Annotated in this window: 22 protein-coding genes; 19 read left to right on the forward strand and 3 right to left on the reverse strand. The window is 37.7% G+C overall.

Annotated elements, in window-relative coordinates; genetic code table 11:
* Positions 1-123: 123 nt before the first annotated feature.
* The 11 genes from O7776_RS05245 to O7776_RS05295 all read left to right on the forward strand — a co-directional run bounded on the left by O7776_RS05245 (position 124) and on the right by O7776_RS05295 (position 10,054).
* A complete protein-coding gene (locus O7776_RS05245) occupies positions 124-357 on the forward strand; it encodes an RNA methyltransferase (RefSeq protein ID WP_274309564.1) in 234 nt (77 codons plus the stop codon).
* Complete coding sequence (locus tag O7776_RS05250) at positions 354-1,457, forward strand: sporulation protein YqfD (protein ID WP_274309565.1); 1,104 nt, start codon at positions 354-356, stop codon at positions 1,455-1,457. Before O7776_RS05245 ends, O7776_RS05250 begins: the two co-directional genes overlap by 4 nt.
* Before the next feature lie 2 nt (positions 1,458-1,459).
* Positions 1,460-2,419, forward strand: coding sequence for a PhoH family protein (locus O7776_RS05255; protein WP_274309566.1), 960 nt, complete (start codon positions 1,460-1,462; stop codon positions 2,417-2,419).
* 142 nt (positions 2,420-2,561) lie between these two features.
* Positions 2,562-4,667 carry an HD family phosphohydrolase gene (locus O7776_RS05260; protein ID WP_274309567.1) on the forward strand — a complete coding sequence of 702 codons (2,106 nt, stop codon included), beginning with the start codon at positions 2,562-2,564 and terminating at the stop codon, positions 4,665-4,667.
* A 15-nt stretch (positions 4,668-4,682) separates the two neighbouring features.
* Positions 4,683-5,171 carry an rRNA maturation RNase YbeY gene (ybeY, locus tag O7776_RS05265; RefSeq protein ID WP_274310446.1) on the forward strand — a complete coding sequence of 163 codons (489 nt, stop codon included), beginning with the start codon at positions 4,683-4,685 and terminating at the stop codon, positions 5,169-5,171.
* Entirely contained in the window at positions 5,158-5,508 is a 351-nt protein-coding gene (locus tag O7776_RS05270; protein WP_274309568.1) for a diacylglycerol kinase family protein, read from the forward strand. Before ybeY ends, O7776_RS05270 begins: the two co-directional genes overlap by 14 nt.
* A 37-nt stretch (positions 5,509-5,545) precedes the next feature.
* Positions 5,546-5,953 carry a cytidine deaminase gene (locus tag O7776_RS05275; RefSeq protein WP_274309569.1) on the forward strand — a complete coding sequence of 136 codons (408 nt, stop codon included), beginning with the start codon at positions 5,546-5,548 and terminating at the stop codon, positions 5,951-5,953.
* Positions 5,940-6,854 carry a GTPase Era gene (gene era, locus O7776_RS05280; RefSeq protein WP_274309570.1) on the forward strand — a complete coding sequence of 305 codons (915 nt, stop codon included), beginning with the start codon at positions 5,940-5,942 and terminating at the stop codon, positions 6,852-6,854. Before O7776_RS05275 ends, era begins: the two co-directional genes overlap by 14 nt.
* Before the next feature lie 116 nt (positions 6,855-6,970).
* Positions 6,971-8,170, forward strand: a complete 1,200-nt coding sequence (locus O7776_RS05285) for a CapA family protein (RefSeq protein WP_274309571.1) — start codon at positions 6,971-6,973, stop codon at positions 8,168-8,170.
* 158 nt (positions 8,171-8,328) lie between these two features.
* Positions 8,329-9,102 (forward strand): DNA repair protein RecO, encoded by a 774-nt coding sequence (gene recO, locus O7776_RS05290; RefSeq protein ID WP_274309572.1) that lies wholly within the window; start codon positions 8,329-8,331, stop codon positions 9,100-9,102.
* A 160-nt stretch (positions 9,103-9,262) separates the two neighbouring features.
* Positions 9,263-10,054 (forward strand): MBL fold metallo-hydrolase, encoded by a 792-nt coding sequence (locus O7776_RS05295; protein WP_274309573.1) that lies wholly within the window; start codon positions 9,263-9,265, stop codon positions 10,052-10,054.
* Between the two features lie 141 nt (positions 10,055-10,195).
* On the opposite strand, the gene O7776_RS05300 is transcribed toward O7776_RS05295, so the two are convergent.
* Together O7776_RS05300 and O7776_RS05305 are read right to left on the reverse strand one after the other, a co-directional pair.
* Positions 10,196-10,999 carry an EcsC family protein gene (locus O7776_RS05300; RefSeq protein ID WP_274309574.1) on the reverse strand — a complete coding sequence of 268 codons (804 nt, stop codon included), beginning with the start codon at positions 10,997-10,999 and terminating at the stop codon, positions 10,196-10,198.
* A gap of 63 nt (positions 11,000-11,062) precedes the next feature.
* The gene (locus O7776_RS05305) at positions 11,063-11,527 is read right to left on the reverse strand and encodes a hypothetical protein (RefSeq protein ID WP_274309575.1); all 465 of its coding nucleotides are present in this window, start codon (positions 11,525-11,527) and stop codon (positions 11,063-11,065) included.
* 133 nt (positions 11,528-11,660) lie between these two features.
* Between O7776_RS05305 and O7776_RS05310 the strand changes: the two genes are divergently transcribed.
* On the forward strand, positions 11,661-12,311 hold the full coding sequence (locus tag O7776_RS05310; protein WP_274309576.1) for an HAD family hydrolase: 651 nt from the start codon (positions 11,661-11,663) through the stop codon (positions 12,309-12,311).
* A gap of 180 nt (positions 12,312-12,491) precedes the next feature.
* On the opposite strand, the gene O7776_RS05315 is transcribed toward O7776_RS05310, so the two are convergent.
* On the reverse strand, positions 12,492-13,880 hold the full coding sequence (locus tag O7776_RS05315; protein WP_274309577.1) for a glycine--tRNA ligase: 1,389 nt from the start codon (positions 13,878-13,880) through the stop codon (positions 12,492-12,494).
* Positions 13,881-14,326: 446 nt separating this feature from the next.
* On the opposite strand from O7776_RS05315, the gene ccpN reads away from it, so the two are divergent.
* From ccpN to O7776_RS05350, 7 genes are all read left to right on the forward strand, one after another.
* Positions 14,327-14,965, forward strand: a complete 639-nt coding sequence (gene ccpN / locus O7776_RS05320; RefSeq protein ID WP_274309578.1) for a transcriptional regulator CcpN — start codon at positions 14,327-14,329, stop codon at positions 14,963-14,965.
* 7 nt (positions 14,966-14,972) lie between these two features.
* Positions 14,973-15,788, forward strand: a complete 816-nt coding sequence (locus O7776_RS05325; protein ID WP_274309579.1) for a pyruvate, water dikinase regulatory protein — start codon at positions 14,973-14,975, stop codon at positions 15,786-15,788.
* 275 nt (positions 15,789-16,063) lie between these two features.
* A complete protein-coding gene (gene dnaG / locus O7776_RS05330) occupies positions 16,064-17,896 on the forward strand; it encodes a DNA primase (protein ID WP_274309580.1) in 1,833 nt (610 codons plus the stop codon).
* A 30-nt stretch (positions 17,897-17,926) separates the two neighbouring features.
* A complete protein-coding gene (rpoD, locus tag O7776_RS05335; RefSeq protein ID WP_241368124.1) occupies positions 17,927-19,054 on the forward strand; it encodes an RNA polymerase sigma factor RpoD in 1,128 nt (375 codons plus the stop codon).
* Between the two features lie 377 nt (positions 19,055-19,431).
* Positions 19,432-19,983, forward strand: a complete 552-nt coding sequence (locus tag O7776_RS05340) for a hypothetical protein (protein ID WP_274309581.1) — start codon at positions 19,432-19,434, stop codon at positions 19,981-19,983.
* 351 nt (positions 19,984-20,334) lie between these two features.
* Entirely contained in the window at positions 20,335-21,471 is a 1,137-nt protein-coding gene (locus O7776_RS05345) for an acyl-CoA dehydrogenase family protein (RefSeq protein ID WP_274309582.1), read from the forward strand.
* Positions 21,472-21,708: 237 nt separating this feature from the next.
* Entirely contained in the window at positions 21,709-22,044 is a 336-nt protein-coding gene (locus tag O7776_RS05350) for a c-type cytochrome (RefSeq protein WP_274309583.1), read from the forward strand.
* Positions 22,045-22,135: the final 91 nt, after the last annotated feature.

Below are 22,135 nucleotides of genomic sequence, written 5' to 3' on the forward strand. Positions count from 1 at the left end.
AAAAGGGAATGTTGAACTTGGTTTCAGCATTCCTTTTTTTACGATTTGGAAAATACCTAATACAAATGCATGTTCATGTCCCTTTTAATCACTGCATATAGTGCATAAAGGGGGAAATTTTTTTTGAAAAAATTATTCGAAGCACAAAATATGTTGTCGATGAAGCAATTTGAACGGCTGCGATTTGATGGAATGTATGCACTTGAACAAATTACAGAGCAACAATATGCATGTCAGACAGATAGGTTTCACATACTAATTGAAGCAAAGAAAATTAACGTGCAGCATTTATTTGATTCGGGATTTTTATTGGACTGCGAATCATTACAAAAACTTGTAATTGAGCGTATTTCATGATGAATCATCAAGTAGTTATCATTTCAGTAAAACAAAGTGAAAATGTCTCTAAGTTTTTACAACAATTAAAATTACAACATATTCCTATACGTAAGCTAGGATTTTCAAAAGAACATTTGATGTTTGAAATTGATGTGCAGCATTTGCGAGCATTACGTAAAATTCGAAAACGCTATGCTGTGAAACTAACAATTCGGTATAAAGCGCCACATAAAATTTTGCAAAGAGACGGGACTACTCTTATCGGGTTACTATTTTTAACGATTGTTCCGGTAATTTTAGCACAATTTATTTGGCGAGTAGAGGTAGATGCAAATACAGTGGAGTTAGTGGATGAAATGGACAACTATTTGCAAAGTGAAATGGAAATAACCATGCCCATTTTTAAACGACAGTTTTATTCGGATCGGGAATTACGTCAACAGCTAATGGAACATTTTCGACAATTTTCTTGGGTACATATTACAAAGCAAGGAAGTAGAGTGACGCTTACACCACAGTTAGCACCAAAGGAAACAATATCGTTAAAACAAAGCATGAATCAGCATTTAATTGCATCGAATAGTGGCGTGATTACGCATTTTGATATTGAGCGTGGTGTACGTAAAGTAGAACCAAATATGACTGTTTATAAAGGGGATACACTTGTATCAGGTGTATTGATGCGCGATGATGAGGTGTTTGTTGTGGGGGCGCAAGGTGAGGTTTATGCGGATTATTGGCTTGAAACAACCTTTTCAATTCCAAAAACGATTGAAATGCAAGTACTGGATGAGATTAACTGGGATATAGAAATAAATTGGAATCAATTAGCTAGTAGTTGGAAAGAAAAATCGCTTACCCCGTTAAAGTCGCTTATTGTGAATACGCCTTCTCGTGTATTTCATAACAAAACGGAAACAATAAGCGAAAATGATGTTGAAAAAGTAATTTTACCATTATTACATGAAAAAATGATCCGTTCTTTGCCGCTAAAATCTACGATAAAATCTGAAAAACTTTTGCACGTCTACGCTGATGATGATACAGTAAAGGGGAAAGTCCTATATTTGGTAAATGAAAATATTGCAACACCACTACCAATTCACCAAGGAGAATGAGTATGTCACTAAAATTTATTGAGCTTCAAATCGACAATCCAAATGAAGCGGTCATGCTGTTAGGAATGTCTGATGCAAATATAACATTAATTGAAGAAACGTATGGAGTTCAAATTATTACGCGCGGTGAAGTAATTCAAATCGCGGGTGAAGATGAAGTGAAGAAAAAACATGCATATGACGTATTAGCAGCACTATTAAAGGTCATTCGTAAAAATATTAATATTGACCAGCGTGACGTTTCTACGGCTATTGAAATGGCGAATAAAGGCACGATTGAGTATTACGCAGAACTATATGATGAAGAAATTGCACGTAACACAAAAGGTAAGCCAATTCGTGCAAAAACGATTGGACAACGTGAATATATCCGTGCGATTCGTCATAAAGATTTAATTTTTGGAATTGGGCCAGCTGGTACGGGGAAAACGTATTTAGCTGTTGTAATGGCAACGCAGGCATTAAAAAATGGCTATGTGAAGCGGATTATTTTAACGCGTCCAGCAGTGGAAGCCGGGGAATCTCTAGGCTTTCTACCAGGGGATTTAAAGGAAAAAGTGGACCCGTATTTACGTCCACTATATGACGCATTGCATGACATTTATGGTCAAGAGCAAACACAGCGTCTTATTGAACGTGGAACAATTGAAATTGCGCCACTTGCTTATATGCGTGGTCGTACATTAGACGATGCTTTTGTAATTTTAGACGAGGCTCAAAACACAACACATCAGCAAATGAAAATGTTTTTAACGCGATTAGGCTTTGGTTCTAAAATGGTTATCACTGGCGATAAAACGCAAATTGATTTACCTAAAAACACGGAATCTGGTTTAATTATTGCCGAGCGCACATTAAAGTATGTAAAAGACATTCACTTCCAAATTTTAGAACAGGGAGATGTTGTCCGACATCCGCTTGTAGCAAAAGTGATTCAAGCATATTCAGATCAAGAATTATAAAATCGACCACCCAATTTCGAAATAAGTTGGGTGGTTTTTCTATGAGTAGATTCATTAATTTGAAAAACATGTAACCTTTTCGTCAACAGAGAGTAATAAATTTGTTAGAATAAATACTATAGAGAAAAAATGGAGGTGCCTGATGAAAGGAAAGTTAAACAAGCTCATCCAACTCATTAGTTTTCGGACATTATTGATTGTCATTTTGTCGATTACTGCTGTCCTGCAATTTTCACTGATGGTTGAAAATGTACGTGGGGTTACATATGATATTAAGTTGACGGAATTATCGCCAGAAACAATCCGTTCAATGAAAACGGTTGAAGATACAGCGAAAACTGAAATTGATAAGGATCATGCAGAAGAGGCTGTAGAACCTGTTTACGTTTTTAAAGAAGACATAGCTGATCATCGTGCCACATTTGTAACAACGATTTTTGATATAGTATTAGAGGCGAAAAAAGATATAGAAGAGGATGGCGAGTACACGCAAGAAGAGCAAGAGGAATTATTGCGTGCAGATTTAAAAAATATTTTAGAAAATCAGCAATCACTAACGATTTCAGATGCACAGTTAAAAAATTTGTTAGCTGCAACAACCGAACAAATAGAATCTACCCGTGATACACTAGCGTCCTTAGTGGAAGAAAATTTAGATCGCCCATTACGTAAAGAAAATTTAATCACATATCGTAATGATTTAGAAAGTAAAATTCGTCAACAGCCTGCTATTTTGGACAGCTTAATGAGTGTTGCAGTTATTGTTGGACGAGCAGCAGTTGTTGAAACAGAAATTTTAGATGAAGAGAAAACGGCAATTGCTAAGCAGCAAGCTCGTGAAGCGATAGAACCGACGCGAATTTTACAAGGACAAATTATTGTGCAAGAAGGGGAAGTCGTTACACGAGAAATTTATCGCCAGCTTGAGCTACTTGGAATGCTTGATAATAAAGTATCTATCAAGCCGATTATTGGTCTATTGTTTTTGATTTTATTGCAAATGGCATTTTTATTTGTACTATTCGATCAATCAAAAAAAGATGTATTAAAAAAGCGCAAAGATTTGTTTGTGACAGTAATTGTTTATGCGGTTGCGCTTGTGACGATGAAGATTATTGGGTTAATCGCTTCCAATTTCGATGTAATGTTGGCGTTTATCTATCCGTCAGCTATGGCGACAATGCTTGTTCGTATTTTAGCAAATGAAAAGGCGGCTAGCATTGTAACGGTAATAACAGCAGCATCAGCGGGAATCATCTTCCATGAAGGTTATGCGGCAGTGTTACAAATGGATGCGGCCCTGTATATTTTGTTTGGTGGCTTTGCTGCGTTGATATTTATGCGTAGCTTTGAAAAGCGTTCTGATATTTTACAGGCAGTAGCGATTATTACACTAGTAAATTTGATTTTTATTGCGTTTTATTTATTGATGTCTCAAACCGGTTTTGAATTTAAGGAGATTTCCTTTTATATTGGAGCTGCTATCATTTCAGGATTACTATCTGGAGCACTGACGATGGGGCTGTTGCCGTACTTTGAATCGGCCTTTGGTATTTTATCGACGATGCGCTTAATTGAACTATCGAATCCGAATCATCCATTATTGAAAAAAGTACTAACGGAAACGCCTGGTACGTATCATCATAGTATTATGGTAGCGAATTTGGCTGAGGCAGCCTGTGAGGCAATTGGTGCGGATGGCTTGCTTGCGCGTGTTGGTTGCTATTATCATGATGTAGGGAAAACACGCAGACCGCTATTTTTCATCGAAAATCAAATGGGCACTAATCCGCATGATTCATTACCTCCTGAAAGTAGCGCAGAAATTATTATTGCGCACACAACAGATGGTGCAGAACTCCTGCGTAAATACAAAATGCCGCAAGAAATTATTGATATTTGTTTGCAGCATCATGGGACAAGCTTACTAAAATTCTTCCTGTTTAAAGCAAAAGAAGAAGGGAAACAATTGGATGAAAAAACATTCCGTTATCCCGGACCGAAGCCACAAACAAAGGAAGCCGCAATTATTAGTGTAGCAGATAGTGTGGAGGCAGCTGTGCGTTCGATAAAGGAACCAAACGCACAAAAAATTCAAAAGCTTGTGCAGTCGATAATTCAAGACCGTGTACAAGATGATCAGTTTGACGAATGCGATATTTCGTTAAAAGAATTAAAAATGATTGAAGATGTATTATGTGAAACATTGAATGGGACGTTCCACTCGCGTATTGAATATCCAAAATAATTGTAGGAGGGAACAATAATGTTATTAATCGATTTTTTAGATGAAACCAATAAAGTGCAAGAAACACATATTGAATTAGTAGAAAAATTATTACAGCACGCGGCACAAATGGAAGGTATTGAAGACGGTTCGGAAGTGTCGATTACATTCGTAACGAACGAAGCCATTCATGATATTAACCGTGAATATCGTGATAAAGACCAACCAACAGATGTTATTTCCTTTGCGTTAGAAGAAATGGGTGAAGGGGAAGTGCAAATTATTGGAGAAGGCATTCCACGAATTTTAGGTGATATTATTATTTCGACAGATCGTACACGTGAACAAGCCGAGGACTTCGGTCATTCATTTGAACGTGAATTAGGCTTTTTAGCGGTGCATGGTTTCTTACATCTATTAGGCTATGACCATATGGAGCCAGAAGATGAGAAGATTATGTTCGGGAAGCAAGACGAAATTTTAGAATCATACGGCTTAGGTCGTGATACGAATGAACGCGAGTAAATTTATTAAATCGTTTCGTTATGCGGTGGCAGGTATAGTGACTGCAACAAAGGAGCAAAATTTACGCTTTCATTTATTGAGCGCAGTCATCGTTTTACTTGCAGGTATTTTTACCGGCTTAAACATGATAGAATGGCTCATCATTATTTTAGTTATAGCGCTTGTCATTGGTACGGAAATGGTCAATACTGCAATTGAACGTGTAGTTGACCTTGCTTCACCGGAAATCCATCCATTAGCGAAGCAAGCAAAAGACATCGCAGCTGGAGCTGTTCTTGTTTTTGCCATAGCAAGTGTTATAATCGGACTACTCATATTTTTACCAAAATGGTTATAATACGAATAATTTGTACTGGCGGAAGGAGCCATCTTTAATGACAATGGAACAATTAATCGAGCAATCGAAATTAGCACGTGAATTTGCGTATGTGCCCTACTCAAAATTTAAAGTAGGGGCAGCGTTACTTGCTGAGGACGGTAAGGTTTATCAAGGCTGTAATATCGAAAATGCAGGGTATAGCATGACAAACTGCGCAGAGCGTACAGCGTTTTTCAAAGCAGTTTCAGAAGGAAATATGAAATTTAAAGCACTTGCGATTGTAGCAGACACACCAGGTCCATGCTCACCATGTGGAGCTTGCCGTCAAGTAATGAGTGAATTTTGCGCACCAGACATGCCCGTTTATTTAACAAACATGAACGGTGACGTACAACAAACAACTGTGGCCGAGCTAATTCCAGGCGCGTTCACAACGGAGGATATGAAAAATGCAGGAAAATAAAGGATACAAATCGGGATTCGTCTCGATTGTTGGTCGTCCAAACGTCGGCAAATCAACATTTTTAAACCGAGTAATCGGTCAAAAAATCGCGATTATGTCAGACAAACCACAAACAACTCGTAACAAGGTACAAGGTGTATTAACACAAGAACATTCACAAACAATTTTCATTGATACACCAGGGATTCACAAACCGAAGCATAAGCTGGGAGAATTCATGTTAAAAACATCACGAAACGCACTAAAAGAGGTGGACGTGATAATGTTCATGGTTAACGCAGAGCAAGCAATCGGTAAAGGTGACGAGTTTATCATCGATTTATTAGAAGGCAACAAAACGCCAGTATTTTTAATCATCAATAAAATCGATTTAGTACACCCTGATGAATTAATCAATATTATCGCATCATATAAAGATAAATTTGATTTTGCAGAAATTATTCCGATTTCAGCATTACAGGGTAATAACGTTGAAAACTTACTTTCAACAATTGAAAAATACTTACCTGAAGGACCACAATATTACCCAGCAGACCAAGTAACGGATCATCCGGAGCGCTTCATTATCTCTGAATTAATTCGTGAAAAGGTATTACACTTAACACGCGAAGAAATTCCGCATTCAATCGCAGTCGTAATTGACCGCATTAAGCCGCATGAAGAAAAAGAAAACATGATTCATGTACAAGCAACAATTATGGTAGAGCGTGATTCACAAAAAGGGATTGTTATTGGTAAACGCGGCGCCTTATTAAAAGAGGTAGGCTCACAGGCGCGTAAAGATATCGAAATGCTACTTGGCTCAAAAGTGTATTTAGAACTTTGGGTAAAAGTACAAAAAGATTGGCGTAATAAGCAAACGCATTTACGTGATTTCGGTTTTAGAGAAGACGAATATTAATAGTTTAAACAGATGTGACGTATAATTGTCATATCTGTTTTTATTTTCCTTTGCATAAATAGTAATGTTTGATACTATTTATTAGGGAATATTTTACATAAAAGGTAGGTGAGAGGTTGAATAAGTTAAATCAATTTTTATTAGGTTTATGGATAGTTTCCCTATCCGTTTTAATATTCATTATATTGTCGATGGATAATGGACATGAAATACAAGTAGTAGAGGGGCATATGAATAATGAATCTGAGCTGGTAGCGGATGAGAAAGAAGACTCAGATGAAATTGCATCACAACCATTAATGATTGAACAAGAGCATGAACCTGAAACAGTACCAGAGCCAGAACCGGTTCCTGTTGTTACAAAAGAGACCATTCGATTAGCAATGATGGGGGATGTACTGCTGCATTATCGTTTGGCGCAGTATAAGGATTTTACATCATCCTTTGCTGCTGTTGGGTCACTAATGCAAAGCTATGATTATTTAGTAGCGAATCAGGAATCGCTCCCTGTTGGTAATAAATATGCGCTAAGTGGCTATCCACAATTTTCAAGTCCGCCTCATATTTTACGAGATCTTCAACAGGCTGGTGTCGATATGGTGACGGTTGCGAATAATCATACAGTTGATAAGGGTGAGGGTGGTATTCGAACATTATTTGAAAATTTGGATGCACAACAGATGCCCTACGTTGGCGCATATAAGAATCAAGAAGATAAAAATACAAAGCGCATCATTGAATTAGGCTCGATAGAGATTGGTATGCTTGCATATACATACGGCACAAACGGCTTGTATTTACCGAAAGGCTCACCATTTATCGTAAATTATATCGATGAAACAACAATGAAAGCAGATATAGAAGCTATTCGTAGTGAGGTAGATGTGCTTGTAGTTTCGATGCACTGGGGTTCTGAATATGCATATGAAGAAAATGATTATCAACGCACTTATGCCAAAATGTTAAATGAGGCTGGTGTGGATATTGTATTTGGTACACACCCACATGTATTGCAGCCATATAAAAAGTGGATAAGTGAATCTCAGCATGAAACACATGTTTTTTATTCGCTAGGTAACTACTACTCAACAATTTTAACAGTTCCAAATTCTATGATTGGTGGCATTGCGAGTATGGAAATTACAAAGGAAGGCGATGTAATAACGATTAATAATCCTACACTGGATGCAACTTCAGTCTTATTGGATGCTGATGGTGTGTATCGTGTTTACCCGCTAAAGGATGTAGAGGCGCGTTCTGTGAAAAATTTAGAATGGGTGAAGCAAGTTGTTGGCTCTGAAGTAAGCGTCCATTAGCCCCTATTAACGGCTGTCATAGATTCGCTTTACGCGAGTAAAAGGCCAAGGTTAGTCGAATTACACCGATGCGTTATTGCTATCATTTGAAAACAAGCTTTTAGCGTCCGAATACTTTATAATGAAAACTATGATAGATAGTAAAGGATGTGCAATCGATGCTACATAAATGGGAAGGCATCATTTTAAAAGCGCGTGCTTACGGTGAATCAAATAAAATTGTTACGTTAATGACACGTGAAGCTGGCAAGGTAGCTTGTATGGCTCGTGGTGCAAAAAAACCAACAAGTCGATTAGCGGGGGTTACACAGCCCTTTATGCATGGATCATTTTTAGTGCAGCGAACATCCGGGATGGGGACACTACAGCAAGGTGAGCACTTTAATACGATGCGCCATATTCAAACGGATATTATGGCAACAGCTTATGCGAGTTATATTGTTGAATTGGTTGATCGCTTAGTTGAAGAGAGTGGACCAGTGCCACATGCATTTGAAGTATTACTACAAGCGTTAAATGCTATTGAGGAAGGTCATGATCCAGAGGCTATAACACTTTTTGTCGATTGGAAGATGCTCCCGTATGCTGGGGTACAACCGATTCTTCATGCGTGTGCGGGGTGTGGTGCGGTTGATGGGGAATTTGCATTTTCATTCCCACAGGGTGGTTTTTTATGTCATCGCTGCTTCCACTTAGACCCTTATATTATCCGTTTATCACCTACTCAGTTGAAGCTGATTCGAATGTTTTATACGGTGCCAATTGAACAAGTCGGAAAGCTAGAGTTAAAGCTGCAAACGAAGCAATTTATAAAAAAAATTGTTACGACAATTTATGAAGAACAAACAGGCATTCGTCTGAAATCGCGAAGTTTCATCGAGCAATTAGAGCGAACACCGCTACTACAGCCTAAACCGAAAAAAGAAGAATAAGAGATTGAGCCAGTCCGTTTGTGCGGCTGGCTTTTAACTTGCTACAGCTAGTTAAAGCCTCTGGCGGATGTCACAGATATTTAAAGGGTTTTTTCGAGTGTTCTCGAATAAAATCTGGACGCATTTACGCCGAGGCTTAAATGATATGGAGGGAAGTTCAATGATTCAATATCAAAACGAGCAATTGACAGTATTTCAAAGTGCGCTTTATCAAACGACATGCGCTGTAATACAAACGGAAAAAGCAATAATTATAACTGACCCAAATTGGTTGCCTCATGAAGTTGAGGCGATTAAAGCTTATGTTGAAAGCAGAATTGGAAATCGTCAACTATATGTGATTTTTACGCATAGTGATTTCGATCATATTATCGCTGCAGGGGCATTTCCGCAGGCGATAAAAATTGCGAGTGAAGCATTTGTTAATCTTGCAGATAAGGAAAAGGTGCTCAACGATATTGTTGATTTTGATGCACAATATTATATAACTCGTGATTATCCGATTACTTATCCAACCATTGATATTGTGATTCGACAAGATGGGCAACAGGAAGTACTTGGTGATGTGATGTGTAGCTTTTATCTTGCACCAGGGCATACGGAGGATGGGATTTTTACAATTGTCGAACCCCTAGGCATAATGCTTGTAGGAGACTATTTGTCGAATGTAGAATTTCCGTTAGTTAGCAATATAACGGAATATGAAACGACCTTACAAAAGGCGAAGTATTTGTTAGAACAGTTTGAAGTGCATGCTTTAGTATCAGGGCATGGACAGATGACAACCGATCAATTAGAAATGGAAAATCGTATTGAGGAATCTCAGGATTATTTAACGAATCTACAACAAGGTGTTAATCAAGAACACGCACTAGAAGCAAGGTATTCTTATTATCGCTCGTTAAAGGCATTGCATGAAGCGAATAAAAAAGTGGCTGCGCGAAAAAAGTAAATACTTTTCGCGCAGTGCTTCGTTCGTGTATTAATTATCCGCTGCAGGCGGTGCTTCTGCGGTGGTCGAAATAAAATTTCCACCATCCTCGGCGCAAAGGAGGTGTCCCAGAATCACTTCTCGGACACATCCTTTTTTATGTTAATCGGTAGCGTCATTTAAACGTTCTAGTATACGGCGTTTTCGATAAAGCATCATGCCTGCTTCAGCAATATCTTCAATCATGGATTTATTGATAAATGCTCCGAAAATCATACCGGCAATCGGAATCATTTGGAACAGCTTTTTCATTCCGAAATTGTCGCGATATGTATAAAACACCTCTTGCCAGCCTTTTAATTGAGACATCATATTTTCACCAGAACGGGCATTTTCAAAGCTATTCGTCAGCTCTATTAAAATTTTCTCTTTTCCAACGATATCTGATGAGGCGAATTGAATACACTTGACGATAAAAACTCGTTCTTGTTTTTCATTCGGATCGTAGCCATGAATAATAGCGATTTCCTGTAAAGTTTTTAACGCAATTCCTAAAATAACAGGAATATCAATTGCTAGTGTGAAAATGCCGCCAAAGCCAGTGGAAGCACCTTGGACAGTTGCGATATTTGCGCGGCTTTTTTGCAGTTTTGCACTGAGCTCTACCATATCGCTAATCGGCATTTGCTTGATGTCTTCAAGTGAAGTGACGTTGTGCAATGTATGCTTTTGAATATGGCGTATCGTTGATTGCTGGTTTACTAAATATTTGCCACCATTTTGAACGTAACTTACAAGTTCGTCGATTAATAAGGCGATTTTCTCATGTACAAATTTTGGTGTTAGTTTATCTAATAGTTTAAAAGGGATACGACCGAGTTTTTCCCAAAACCATAGGCCGCTTTGATCTTTCTCCCATTTTTGAATATCAGTTAAATATTGTTGTAGCTGTTGTTTGGTTTCCATAGTAGCCCTCCTATTGGATGCGTTTTTTACTATACGTTTCCAAGTGAGAAAGGTTTCAAAAAGTTATTCGAATTGCGTTAATAGTGGTGCTACATCATTTTTTAAGTGCTCATAAAATGATGTTTCAAGCTGTAGCTGCTTATGATGATCTTTATTTGAAAATAATGCATGAAATGTATCGATTTTTTCTTTTGAAAAACGAAAATGATGATTAAAATGCTCGCGCTGCGTATCATCGCTTAAGTACATATAACCACGAATAATCGTATACAGCTGATTGTATTTTTGATTTGCGAGTTGATAAGCTTCGCGGCTGAATTGACCGAGTGAGGTACTAGGATCATCAAATGGACGGTAGAAATCACGTGCCTCACGATAGCTTTCAAGTTTTGAATTGGCACTATATAAAATATGATGATTTGCGCTATGGTCAGTGCATTCGAAATAGAGAATTGCACATACAAGCTCGGAAATTTTATCGTATGTATCAAGTGTTTTTTTGGGAGCTTCTTTCAATTGAAAAAACATGTATATCCCTCCAAACGTGGTTGTCAGAAAATTATAACTCATTTTTGGAAATATTGTTCATTTTGTTCGCAAAAAATGGATAAAAAGTGTAGTAGCATAGTAATTACGTTAAATTGTAAGGGATGGTGGCGTTATGAAATATGAAATTGTGTTATTTGATTTGGATGGAACGATAATCGATCCGAAAGAGGGCATTACAAAAAGTGTACAATATGCATTAGGAAAAATGGGGGTAGCAGTGGAAAACTGTGAGGCGTTAGAAAGTTTTATCGGCCCACCTTTGCAACAATCATTTAAGGAGCAATTCGGTTTTAGTGACCATCAAGCAAATGAGGCCATCAGCTATTACCGAGAGCGTTATAAACCAACAGGTATTTATGAAAATACAGTGTATGAGGGTATGAACGAATTATTAGCTGAACTAAAATCTGCTGGCTGTCAGTTGGCAATTGCGACATCAAAGCCAACAGTGTTTGCACAAAATATTGCAGAACACTATGATTTCGCACGTTATTTTGATGTGATCATAGGTAGTGAATTGGATGGTTCACGTACATTAAAGGCAGAGGTAATTGAAGAGGCATTGAATCGATTAGGGAACCCTGAAATCTCAAAATGTGTCATGATTGGTGACCGGAAATATGACATTATTGGTTCAAAGACAAATGATATGGAAAGCGTGGGGGTGGAATTCGGCTATGGCTCGAAGCAAGAATTAGCCGAAGCGAACGCAACTTATATTGCGCAATCAATAGCGCAATTACGTGACGTACTAATGAAATAAACGTAAAAAGAAGCTGTTCTCCGCAAATGGGGAACAGCTTCTTATGGTTTAGATTAAAATTGTAAGTACTTCTCGATATAAGCCTTTACATCAGCGATCGGCATGCGAAATGTGCTCGGATTTACCATGCTAAAGCATCGTAATCCACTCGCAAGTCCGTATCTTAAATCGAAATGTTACTTAGAATACAAGGTGTTTTTCAATATAAGCTTTTACATCTGTAATCGGCATACGGACTTGCTCCATTGAATCGCGGTGGCGTACTGTTACTTGTCCGTCTTCTTTTGAATCGAAGTCGTATGTGATACAGAATGGTGTACCGATTTCGTCTTGACGACGGTAGCGTTTACCGATTGATTGAGACTCATCAAAATCAACTGGGAATGCTTTACGTAATTCAGCCCATACGTCGCCAGCTTCTTCTGATAATTTTTTTGATAATGGTAATACCGCTGCTTTGAATGGTGCTAAAGCAGGGTGGAAGCGTAATACTGTACGTGTATCGTCGCCTTCTAATTGCTCTTCTTCGTAAGCGTCGCATAAGAATGCTAACGTTACACGGTCAGCGCCTAAAGATGGTTCGATGCAGTATGGTACATAACGTTCGTTTGTTACTGGATCAATGTAAGTGAAATCTTCGCCTGAATGCTCCATATGTTGTTTTAAGTCGAAATCTGTACGGTCTGCGATACCCCATAATTCGCCCCAACCGAATGGGAATCGGAATTCAATATCAGTTGTTGCGTTCGAGTAGTGAGATAACTCATCATCTTCGTGGTCACGTAAACGCATAGAATCTTCTTTCATACCTAGGTTTAGTAACCAATCTTTACAGAAGTTTTTCCAGTAAGAGTGCCATTCTAAGTCTTCACCTGGCTTACAGAAGAATTCTAATTCCATTTGTTCGAATTCACGTGTACGGAATGTGAAGTTACCTGGTGTAATTTCGTTACGGAATGATTTACCAACTTGTGCGATACCAAATGGCGTACGTTTACGCATAGAACGTTGCACATTTTTAAAGTTAACGAAAATCCCTTGAGCTGTTTCAGGACGTAGGTAAATTTCATTTGATGAAGATTCTGTTACACCTTGGTGTGTTTTGAACATTAAGTTGAATTGACGGATGTCAGTGAAATCGATTTTACCGCAGTCAGGACAAGCTACTTCTAACTCTTCCATCTTGGCTTTCATTTGGTCGAATGTCATACCATCAACGATAATTTCTTTACCTGTTTTTGTTAATGAAGCATCTTCAATTAATTTGTCGGCACGGTGACGCGCTTTACATGCTTTACAGTCAATCATTGGGTCATTGAAGTTACCAACGTGACCAGAAGCAACCCAAGCTTTAGGATTCATTAGAATTGCTGCGTCAAGACCTACATTGTGTTCAGATTCTTGAACGAATTTTAGCCACCATGCTTTTTTAACGTTGTTTTTTAATTCCACACCTAATGGACCGTAATCCCAAGTGTTTGCTAAACCGCCGTAAATTTCAGAACCTGGGAATACGAAGCCGCGGTGTTTTGCTAAAGATACGATTGTTTCCATTGATTTTTCTGCCATGAAAAATTCCTCCTAAATAAATAATCTTTTGTGCCTCTGCATCATTGCGTCCAGAGGCTTATCTATATTCATCAAATGGCTAAGCATTTGGGTGAATATAGATAAAAAGCACCCATCTCCGGGCACAGAAGCTATGCCCGGGGACGAGTGCATCAAATGTGATTTACCCGCGGTTCCACCCCGCTTGTTTTTATGTAAAATAAAAACCTCTTTAATAAAATAGCTCAGGGGTGCCGTTTCTCAAATCCAATTGTAGGCTTACACTATCCCTACTCGCTTGTGTTAGAATTGATACTTATTATTCCCGTCATCGCTTACATATAAAATTAAATGTTAGAACAACTTTTTCGTTCGCTCATATTGTAACAAAAGATTCTTTTCTTCGCAATATAGAACAAAATAGTATATAATAATTAAGGAATAAGTATAACATTATTTTGAAGCGGGTGAGTCTAATAGAACTCAATAAACGTCAAGATGCGATCTTGCAAATTGTAAAAGAAAACGGCCCAATTACGGGTGAGCATATAGCTGAGCGCCTCGGTTTAACACGTGCAACTTTGCGACCGGATTTAGCAATATTGACAATGGCGGGATTTTTAGATGCGCGACCAAGAGTCGGCTATTTTTATGCGGGGAAAAAGTCTGCAGTTGTATTAACGGAGTCAATGCTTAACTTAAAAGTAAAAGATTTTCAAGCATCTCCTGTAGTCGTACTTGACCAAATGACGGTGTACGATGCGATTATTCATATGTTTTCAGAAGATGTCGGAACACTATTTGTCATTGATGGCGATGAAATCTTACAAGGTGTATTATCGCGTAAAGACTTGTTACGCTCGAGTATCGGTTCTCAAGATTTAAATAAAATCCCTGTGCACATGATTATGACACGTATGCCAAACATTGCCTATTGCAAGAATTCAGATACCTTAGTTGATGCAGCTAAAAAACTAATTGAACGTGCAATTGACTCGATGCCAGTTGTTAAAGAAACAGAAGCAGGAGTTCAAGTTATTGGTCGATTAACAAAGACAAATATTACTCGTGCCTTTATTTCTTTGGCAGAAACTCATGATTTATAGGTGAACTATGAAAAAGATTACGATATTCGTTGTTTCGGACTCAGTCGGTGAAACGGGGGAAGCGGCAGCAAAGGCAGCGGTTAGCCAATTTCGTCCAAGTTTTGAGAATGTAAGAATTCGCAAGTTTCCTCACATTAATAATGAAGAGTTGTTAGAAAAGATTGTTCATATCGCGGTATTAAATGAAGCGACTATTATTTTTACATTGGTTTCTAGAGAGATGCGTAGGGAAATGCGGGAGCTCGCACAACAGCATCAAATTTCAGCTATCGATTTATTAGGCTCGATGATGGATTTAATCGAAACATCAACAGGGGAAGAGCCGCTACAAAGACCTGGTCTTGTACATAAACTTGATGATGATTATTTCAAAAAAATTGAAGCGATTGAATTTGCAGTGAAATATGATGATGGGCAGGACCCACGTGGGATTCCATTAGCTGATATTGTATTGATTGGAGTTTCGCGTACATCTAAAACGCCGCTCTCTCAATATTTAGCTCATAAAAGTTATAAAGTAGCGAATGTACCACTTGTGCCTGAAGTAACACCACCAGAAGAATTGATGCAAATCGACCCGAAAAAATGCTTCGGTTTAGTCATCACACCAGAAAAATTAAACAATATTCGAAAAGAACGTCTCATAACACTTGGTCTTACAGAAGATGCCTTTTATGCGCAACAGGCACGAATTGAGCAAGAAATTAGCTATTTTTATAGTATTGTTGATAAAATAGGTTGTCAGGCAATCGATGTTACAAATCGTGCGGTTGAAGAAACGGCTCATAAAATTATTGATTTATATGAACGAGAATATAAATAACTTCGAAAACCACCTCGAAAAATATTTTATGAGGAGGTTTTTTAAGGTTTTAAGCGAAACAATAAAAGACACTATATATGTAGAAATTTTATAATTCTATATCTGATTGTTATCGTTTTCTCAAAAAAATATAGCAGTATAAGCCTTTTTGTTTTATAATAATAAAATTGTGGTAAAAATATTAATTATAGGGACTTACAATAATTATTCTAAAAAATTTGTCGAAATTTAGAGGATTTTTGTAATAAGTCTCGAAATATTTAGATGGTGATAAAGTGGCTGGGAAAATACCTGAACATGTAATTGAGCAGATTCGTTCACAGTCTGATATAGTCGACGTTATAAGTGACTATATGCAGCTAACGAAAAGAGGGCGCAACTATTTTGGATTATGTCCATTCCATGGGGAGCAAACACCCTCTTTTTCCGTGTCTCAAGAAAAGCAAATTTTCCACTGTTTTGGCTGTGGTGCAGGTGGAAACGCCATTACATTTGTTATGGATATTGAACACATTCCATTTCCAGATGCACTTGTAAAGCTAAGCCAGCGTGCAGGGATTCCGCTCGAAGTGGAACTTGTAGGCGAACAACAGGCGGAAAACAATCCTTTTTCGAAAAAAGAACAACAAATGCGAGAAGCACATGCATTTGCGGTAGAGTTTTATCATCATATATTAATGAATACAGAAGATGGAGAGCAAGCGTTAAATTACTTGCTTGAAAGAGGATTTACACGCGACCAAATCGAAACACATCAAATAGGATGGGCAATGCCAAATTGGGACACACTGTCTATACTATTGGATCGTAAAGGATTTGATTTAGAAGATATGGCAGAGAGCGGACTTATCATCCATAAAGAGAATGATAATAGCTATTTTGATCGCTTTAGAGGGCGCATAATGTTCCCGATTCGTGATGAAAATGGTAAGACAATCGCTTTTTCTGGTCGGATTTTAAATACGAATGGCGACGATGCCAAATATTTAAATAGTCCAGAAACGCCAATTTTCCATAAAAGTCAGGTGCTTTACAATTTAGATAAAGCACGTGCTTCGATTCGTAAGACAAGACAAGTAATTTTAATGGAAGGCTTTATTGATGTATTAGCAGCAAATCGTGCAGGTGTTTTTAATGCAGTTGCGACGATGGGTACGTCTCTTACATCCCAGCATATTACAAAGCTAAAGCGCTTAGTGCAGCAAGTTACAGTTTGCTATGATGGTGATAATGCTGGTTTTGAGGCGGCCAAACGTGCAGCGCAAATGCTTCACGAAGAGCAATTGAAAGTGGAAGTTTCGGTATTACCAGATAAACTTGATCCGGATGAATTTATCCGAGCAAATGGTGCTGAAGTTTTTAAAAATCAAATTATTGATAAGCCGCATGCCTATATTGCATTTATGATGATGCATGCAAAGCGTGGAAAAAACTTTCAATTTGAAAATGATACATTGCAATATATTCAGGAAGTATTAGAAACGTTAAAAGGTGATACTTCTCCAACAGAACGAGATTTATATATTCGTCAAATCGCAGCAGATACGAACATTTCACCTGAGGCTATTAATGCACAGCTTCGAAAATTAACAGCAGATACTGTGAAAGAACAAAAGCGAAGTCAAGTTGTGTTACAAACGCCACCAAGTGAACTCGCGATGCAAGAGCGTAAAAGAGATGCAACAGATCGCGCTGAAAGCTTGTTATTAGCGCATATGTTGCATGATGTAAATGTAGTCAATAAAGTGCTCAAAGGTGGAAACAATGAGCCCTTTATTCACGAAGAATATTTAGCAGTTTTTGTTCGTTTAATTGGTTTTTACGAAGAATATGAAATGGCAGATTTTCACCGCTTTGTCGAGGTGTTAAACGACGCTGAGTTGCGCAAAATTGTAATGGAAGCAGCTTATATTGATCGTGATCCTGAACACGGTGAAGCTGAAATCACGGATTGCCTAAAGCAAATCGAAAAGCGTCGCCTAGAATTACAAATTGAACAATTAAAACACAATCAAAAAGAAGCGGAAAAGATGCACGAACATAGACGGGCTCTTGAAATCGCCCAACAAATTATTGATCTTAGCAGAAAAATAAAAATGGGCATTTAACGCGATTTGTTTTTAGAAGGAGGAAGGTTTATGGCGGATAAGTCAAAACATTCAAAAGATACGATGGTAAACGGTGTTTCATTAGAACAAATTAAAAAACAACTATTAGCAAAAGCAAAATCAGTTGGCGAAATTTCGATGAAAGAAATTTCAGATACATTAGCATTTTTTGAATTAGAAAACGAAGAAATTTTCAACTTTGCAGATGAAATCGAAAAAAGTGATGTAACAGTTGAAGGTAAAGAAGAATTTGAAGAAGAAGCACTTTCAAAGCAAGAATCAAGCGAGGAAGTTTTTGATTTAAACGATTTAAGCGTTCCTCCTGGCGTTAAAATTAATGACCCAGTTCGTATGTATTTAAAAGAAATTGGTCGAGTAGATTTACTTTCTGCTGAAGAAGAAATTCGTTTAGCAGAACGTATTGAACAAGGTGACGAAGAAGCGCGTAAACGATTAGCTGAAGCGAATTTACGTCTTGTAGTTTCGATTGCTAAGCGTTATGTAGGGCGCGGAATGTTATTCTTAGACCTAATTCAAGAAGGAAATATGGGGCTTATTAAAGCAGTTGAAAAGTTTGACCACCGTAAAGGGTTCAAATTCTCAACTTATGCAACATGGTGGATTCGACAAGCGATTACTCGTGCGATTGCTGACCAAGCACGTACAATTCGTATCCCAGTACACATGGTAGAAACAATTAACAAGTTAATTCGTGTACAACGTCAACTTCTTCAAGACTTAGGTCGCGAACCATCTCCAGAGGAAATCGGAGAAGAAATGGATTTAACTCCTGAAAAAGTACGTGAAATTTTAAAAATTGCACAAGAACCAGTTTCGCTTGAAACACCAATCGGCGAAGAAGATGATTCACATTTAGGTGATTTCATCGAAGATTCAGAAGCCCAATCTCCAGCAGATCACGCGGCTTACGAATTATTAAAAGAGCAATTAGAAGACGTGCTAGACACATTAACAGACCGTGAAGAAAACGTATTACGATTACGTTTCGGTTTAGATGATGGCCGTACGCGTACATTAGAAGAGGTAGGGAAAGTATTTGGTGTTACACGTGAGCGTATCCGTCAAATTGAGGCTAAGGCATTACGCAAGCTACGCCACCCATCTCGTTCAAAACGCTTAAAAGATTTCTTAGAATAAAATTGGTTTAACTTTTTTGGCGGAATCTCCCTACTTCTATAAGTGGGGATGAATGGCAAGTATGTACTTAATTCAGTAGAGCTTCAAACCCATTAAGCTAAAGGAACAACGTCTAAGAGCGTCACGACCTGTGACAACGGCTTTGTACTAATATCGTGTTGGCACAATGCCACGGTAGACGCCTTGGTATAATTGATAAGAGATTGTTCGGAAAGGAATTTCTGAACAATCTTTTTTTGAGGCTAATTTGAATTTGTTAGTATAAAGGTAATGGTTTTTGAATCTATGATGCTACTTTTTACTGATGATTCGTTGACATTAATTACTTACAATAAAAGGGATAATAAAATACATATTACTAGATTTGGAGCGAAATTATGTCAAATCAAAAAAAGCAAATTATTATAAATGAAATTACATTTTGGAAACAAAATAAGCTATTACCTGGGCATTATTGCGATTTTTTAATGACGCTCTATTCAGAAGGCAATCATAGTGAAGAAATTGAAGGCAAAGCTAAAAATGCAGTAATAAGCATTGAGAAACGTAAAAAGCTTAGCATGGCAACATTTTTTCCAATAGTTGCGTCTGTAATCGTTTTGTTGCTTTTCACAATCCAATATGAATGGGTAGTGATTGGCGTTGCTGGTGTTTTTGCTTCCTGCTGCTTAGTTGGAGCGATGTATTTCGCCAAGAAAAATAAGATATTGGCGACGATGCTACAACTAGCGACTGCACTTGCCGCACTAGGTGTTACATTAAAAGTTTGTACCTCTTATTTTGATGGCAATAATGAAATGCTCTATATATTACTGCTTGTGAACTGTATATTTTGGTTATTAAGCGGAATTATTATGCGTATTATTTATTTTTCCATTTCAGGCGTGCTTGGCTTAATTATTATTATTGGCACGTGGATGTATTTTTAATAATGAACCAAGGCTCGTTTCATTTCCAAATAGGAATGAAACAAGCTTTTTTTCTGGAAATTTTAGGTTAACTGCGAATCTTTGAGTCTTAGAAAAAAAGTGACTCGAATGCTGAAATCGCCACTTCGTATGGCAACGCATTCTAACCAACATCGTGTTGGATTCCCCAAGCAAAGCAAAACGACCCTTATAAAAATAACCATAGGAAACAAAAAAACATTCAAAATAATAATGTCTGCGAAAATATGAATATAACGAATATTTCTCTAAAATGTATGTATTTTCTGTAAAAATAACAATTTTTAGATTACAATAAACTTGTAAACTACGTTGGTTGAGAGGATGAATACAATGCATTTTGATTTATCGACAGAGCAAGCAATGTTACAAAAAATGATTCGGGAGTTTTCAGATGAAGTGGTAGCACCAGGGGCGGTAGAACGTGATCGAACAAAAGAATTTCCACTTGAAATTTTTAATGAGCTTTCGCAAATGGGCATTATGGGCTTACCGTTTTCTGAAGAATATGGTGGGAGTGGTGCAGATACAATTAGCTTTGCGATTGTAACGGAAGAATTGAGCCGTGTATGTGCATCAACTGGTATTACGTATTCGGCGCATATTTCTTTAGGTGGTGCGCCTTTGAATTTATTTGGCACAGAAGCACAAAAGCAAAAATACTTAGTGCCGATTTGTACAGGGGAATCATTTGGCGCATTTGGATTAACAGAACCAAATGCCGGATCAGATGCAGGGGGAACAGAAACAACGGCCACGCTTAATAATAGGGAATTCGTAATTAATGGTACGAAGGTGTTCATTACAAATGCGAGCTATGCCAAGCATCTAGCATTGACAGCAATTACAGATCGAGTTGGTAACCAAAAAGAAATTAGTTCGATCATTGTACCGACCGATGTGCCTGGTTTTACAATTAAATCAGATTATGAAAAAATGGGCCTACATGCCTCGAATACGACTGAATTGATTTTGCAGGATGTGCATGTACCAGAGGAAAACTTGCTCGGTGTTCGTGGTAATGGATTTAAGCAATTTTTAACAACGCTTGATGGTGGACGAATTGGTATAGCCGCAATGGCAGTTGGGATTGCGCAAGGTGCATTAAATAAAGCGCTACAATATTCGAAAGAGCGCAAGCAATTTGGCAAAGCATTAGCGGACTTTCAGGCAACACAGTTTAAACTTGCCGATATGGAGGTAAAAATCCAATTAGCAAGAACATTTGTTTATAAAGCGGCATGGCTTAAAGATCAAGGACGTCCTTTTAGTAAAGAAGCAGCGATTGCCAAATACTATGCTTCAGAAATGGCCATGGAAGTATGTGATGAAGCAATTCAAATCCATGGTGGCTATGGTTATATGAAAGAATATGAAGTGGAACGTTTTATGCGCGATGCAAAACTGCTTGAAATTGGTGAAGGGACTTCCGAAGTTCAAAAAATGGTTATTGCAAGACATATCTTATAATGTTATATAAAAATGGAAGAAATGTTACAAAGCTAGTAAAACTTGTTGGTTAGGTCTTTTCGTTTTTTACAGAATCAAGTACAATTAGAATTGTTTACTAGACTTTTGTTTAGTTAGAAAAACATATTTCGTGTCATAATGGCTCGAAATAACGTCTTTTCTGTTGTGGATTTACTAGAAAAGTTTATTCTTTTTTACCCACAATAAAAAGAATAATTAATGAGGGAGGGGAACTCAATGAAAAACAATCCACTTATTCCTTACGTTCTTATCATGGTATTCGGTATCGGTCTAATTTTCTTCATGTCATTTGAGGGTGCTGCTGATAAAAACAGTGCGGATGGGGAAGGTTCAGGTGCAACAGCTGAAATCAGCGGTGAAGAAGTTGCTCAAAAGAACTGTATCTCTTGTCACGGTGGTGACTTACAAGGTCAAGGTCCTGCGCCTGCAATTGCTGGTTTAGATGCTGCTCATATTCAAGAAGTAGCGTTAAACGGTCAAGGTGCGATGCCTGCTATCTTAAAAACAGAAGCAGAGGCTCAAGCAGTAGCTGAATATATTTCAGGACTATAATTGTAGAAAGTGTAGAAGTAGAACAATCTATTTCTGCACTTTTTTGTTTTGTAAAAGACTTAAGCGAGACGTGTCATAGAAATTTTTATAT

Source organism: Solibacillus daqui, assembly GCF_028747805.1.
Taxonomy (GTDB): domain Bacteria; phylum Bacillota; class Bacilli; order Bacillales_A; family Planococcaceae; genus Solibacillus; species Solibacillus daqui.

Bases quoted from the DNA above. Each gene is read 5' to 3' on its own strand.
- O7776_RS05300 (WP_274309574.1), bottom strand. From the start codon at position 10,999: ATGGAAACCAAACAACAGCTACAACAATATTTAACTGATATTCAAAAA.
- rpoD (WP_241368124.1), top strand. From the start codon at position 17,927: ATGGCGGATAAGTCAAAACATTCAAAAGATACGATGGTAAACGGTGTT.
- O7776_RS05270 (WP_274309568.1), top strand. From the start codon at position 5,158: ATGAACGCGAGTAAATTTATTAAATCGTTTCGTTATGCGGTGGCAGGT.
- O7776_RS05250 (WP_274309565.1), top strand. From the start codon at position 354: ATGATGAATCATCAAGTAGTTATCATTTCAGTAAAACAAAGTGAAAAT.
- O7776_RS05255 (WP_274309566.1), top strand. From the start codon at position 1,460: ATGTCACTAAAATTTATTGAGCTTCAAATCGACAATCCAAATGAAGCG.
- O7776_RS05340 (WP_274309581.1), top strand. From the start codon at position 19,432: ATGTCAAATCAAAAAAAGCAAATTATTATAAATGAAATTACATTTTGG.
- era (WP_274309570.1), top strand. From the start codon at position 5,940: ATGCAGGAAAATAAAGGATACAAATCGGGATTCGTCTCGATTGTTGGT.
- O7776_RS05275 (WP_274309569.1), top strand. From the start codon at position 5,546: ATGACAATGGAACAATTAATCGAGCAATCGAAATTAGCACGTGAATTT.
- O7776_RS05345 (WP_274309582.1), top strand. From the start codon at position 20,335: ATGCATTTTGATTTATCGACAGAGCAAGCAATGTTACAAAAAATGATT.
- recO (WP_274309572.1), top strand. From the start codon at position 8,329: ATGCTACATAAATGGGAAGGCATCATTTTAAAAGCGCGTGCTTACGGT.
- O7776_RS05315 (WP_274309577.1), bottom strand. From the start codon at position 13,880: ATGGCAGAAAAATCAATGGAAACAATCGTATCTTTAGCAAAACACCGC.
- O7776_RS05260 (WP_274309567.1), top strand. From the start codon at position 2,562: ATGAAAGGAAAGTTAAACAAGCTCATCCAACTCATTAGTTTTCGGACA.
- O7776_RS05350 (WP_274309583.1), top strand. From the start codon at position 21,709: ATGAAAAACAATCCACTTATTCCTTACGTTCTTATCATGGTATTCGGT.
- O7776_RS05295 (WP_274309573.1), top strand. From the start codon at position 9,263: ATGATTCAATATCAAAACGAGCAATTGACAGTATTTCAAAGTGCGCTT.
- O7776_RS05310 (WP_274309576.1), top strand. From the start codon at position 11,661: ATGAAATATGAAATTGTGTTATTTGATTTGGATGGAACGATAATCGAT.
- O7776_RS05305 (WP_274309575.1), bottom strand. From the start codon at position 11,527: ATGTTTTTTCAATTGAAAGAAGCTCCCAAAAAAACACTTGATACATAC.
- O7776_RS05325 (WP_274309579.1), top strand. From the start codon at position 14,973: ATGAAAAAGATTACGATATTCGTTGTTTCGGACTCAGTCGGTGAAACG.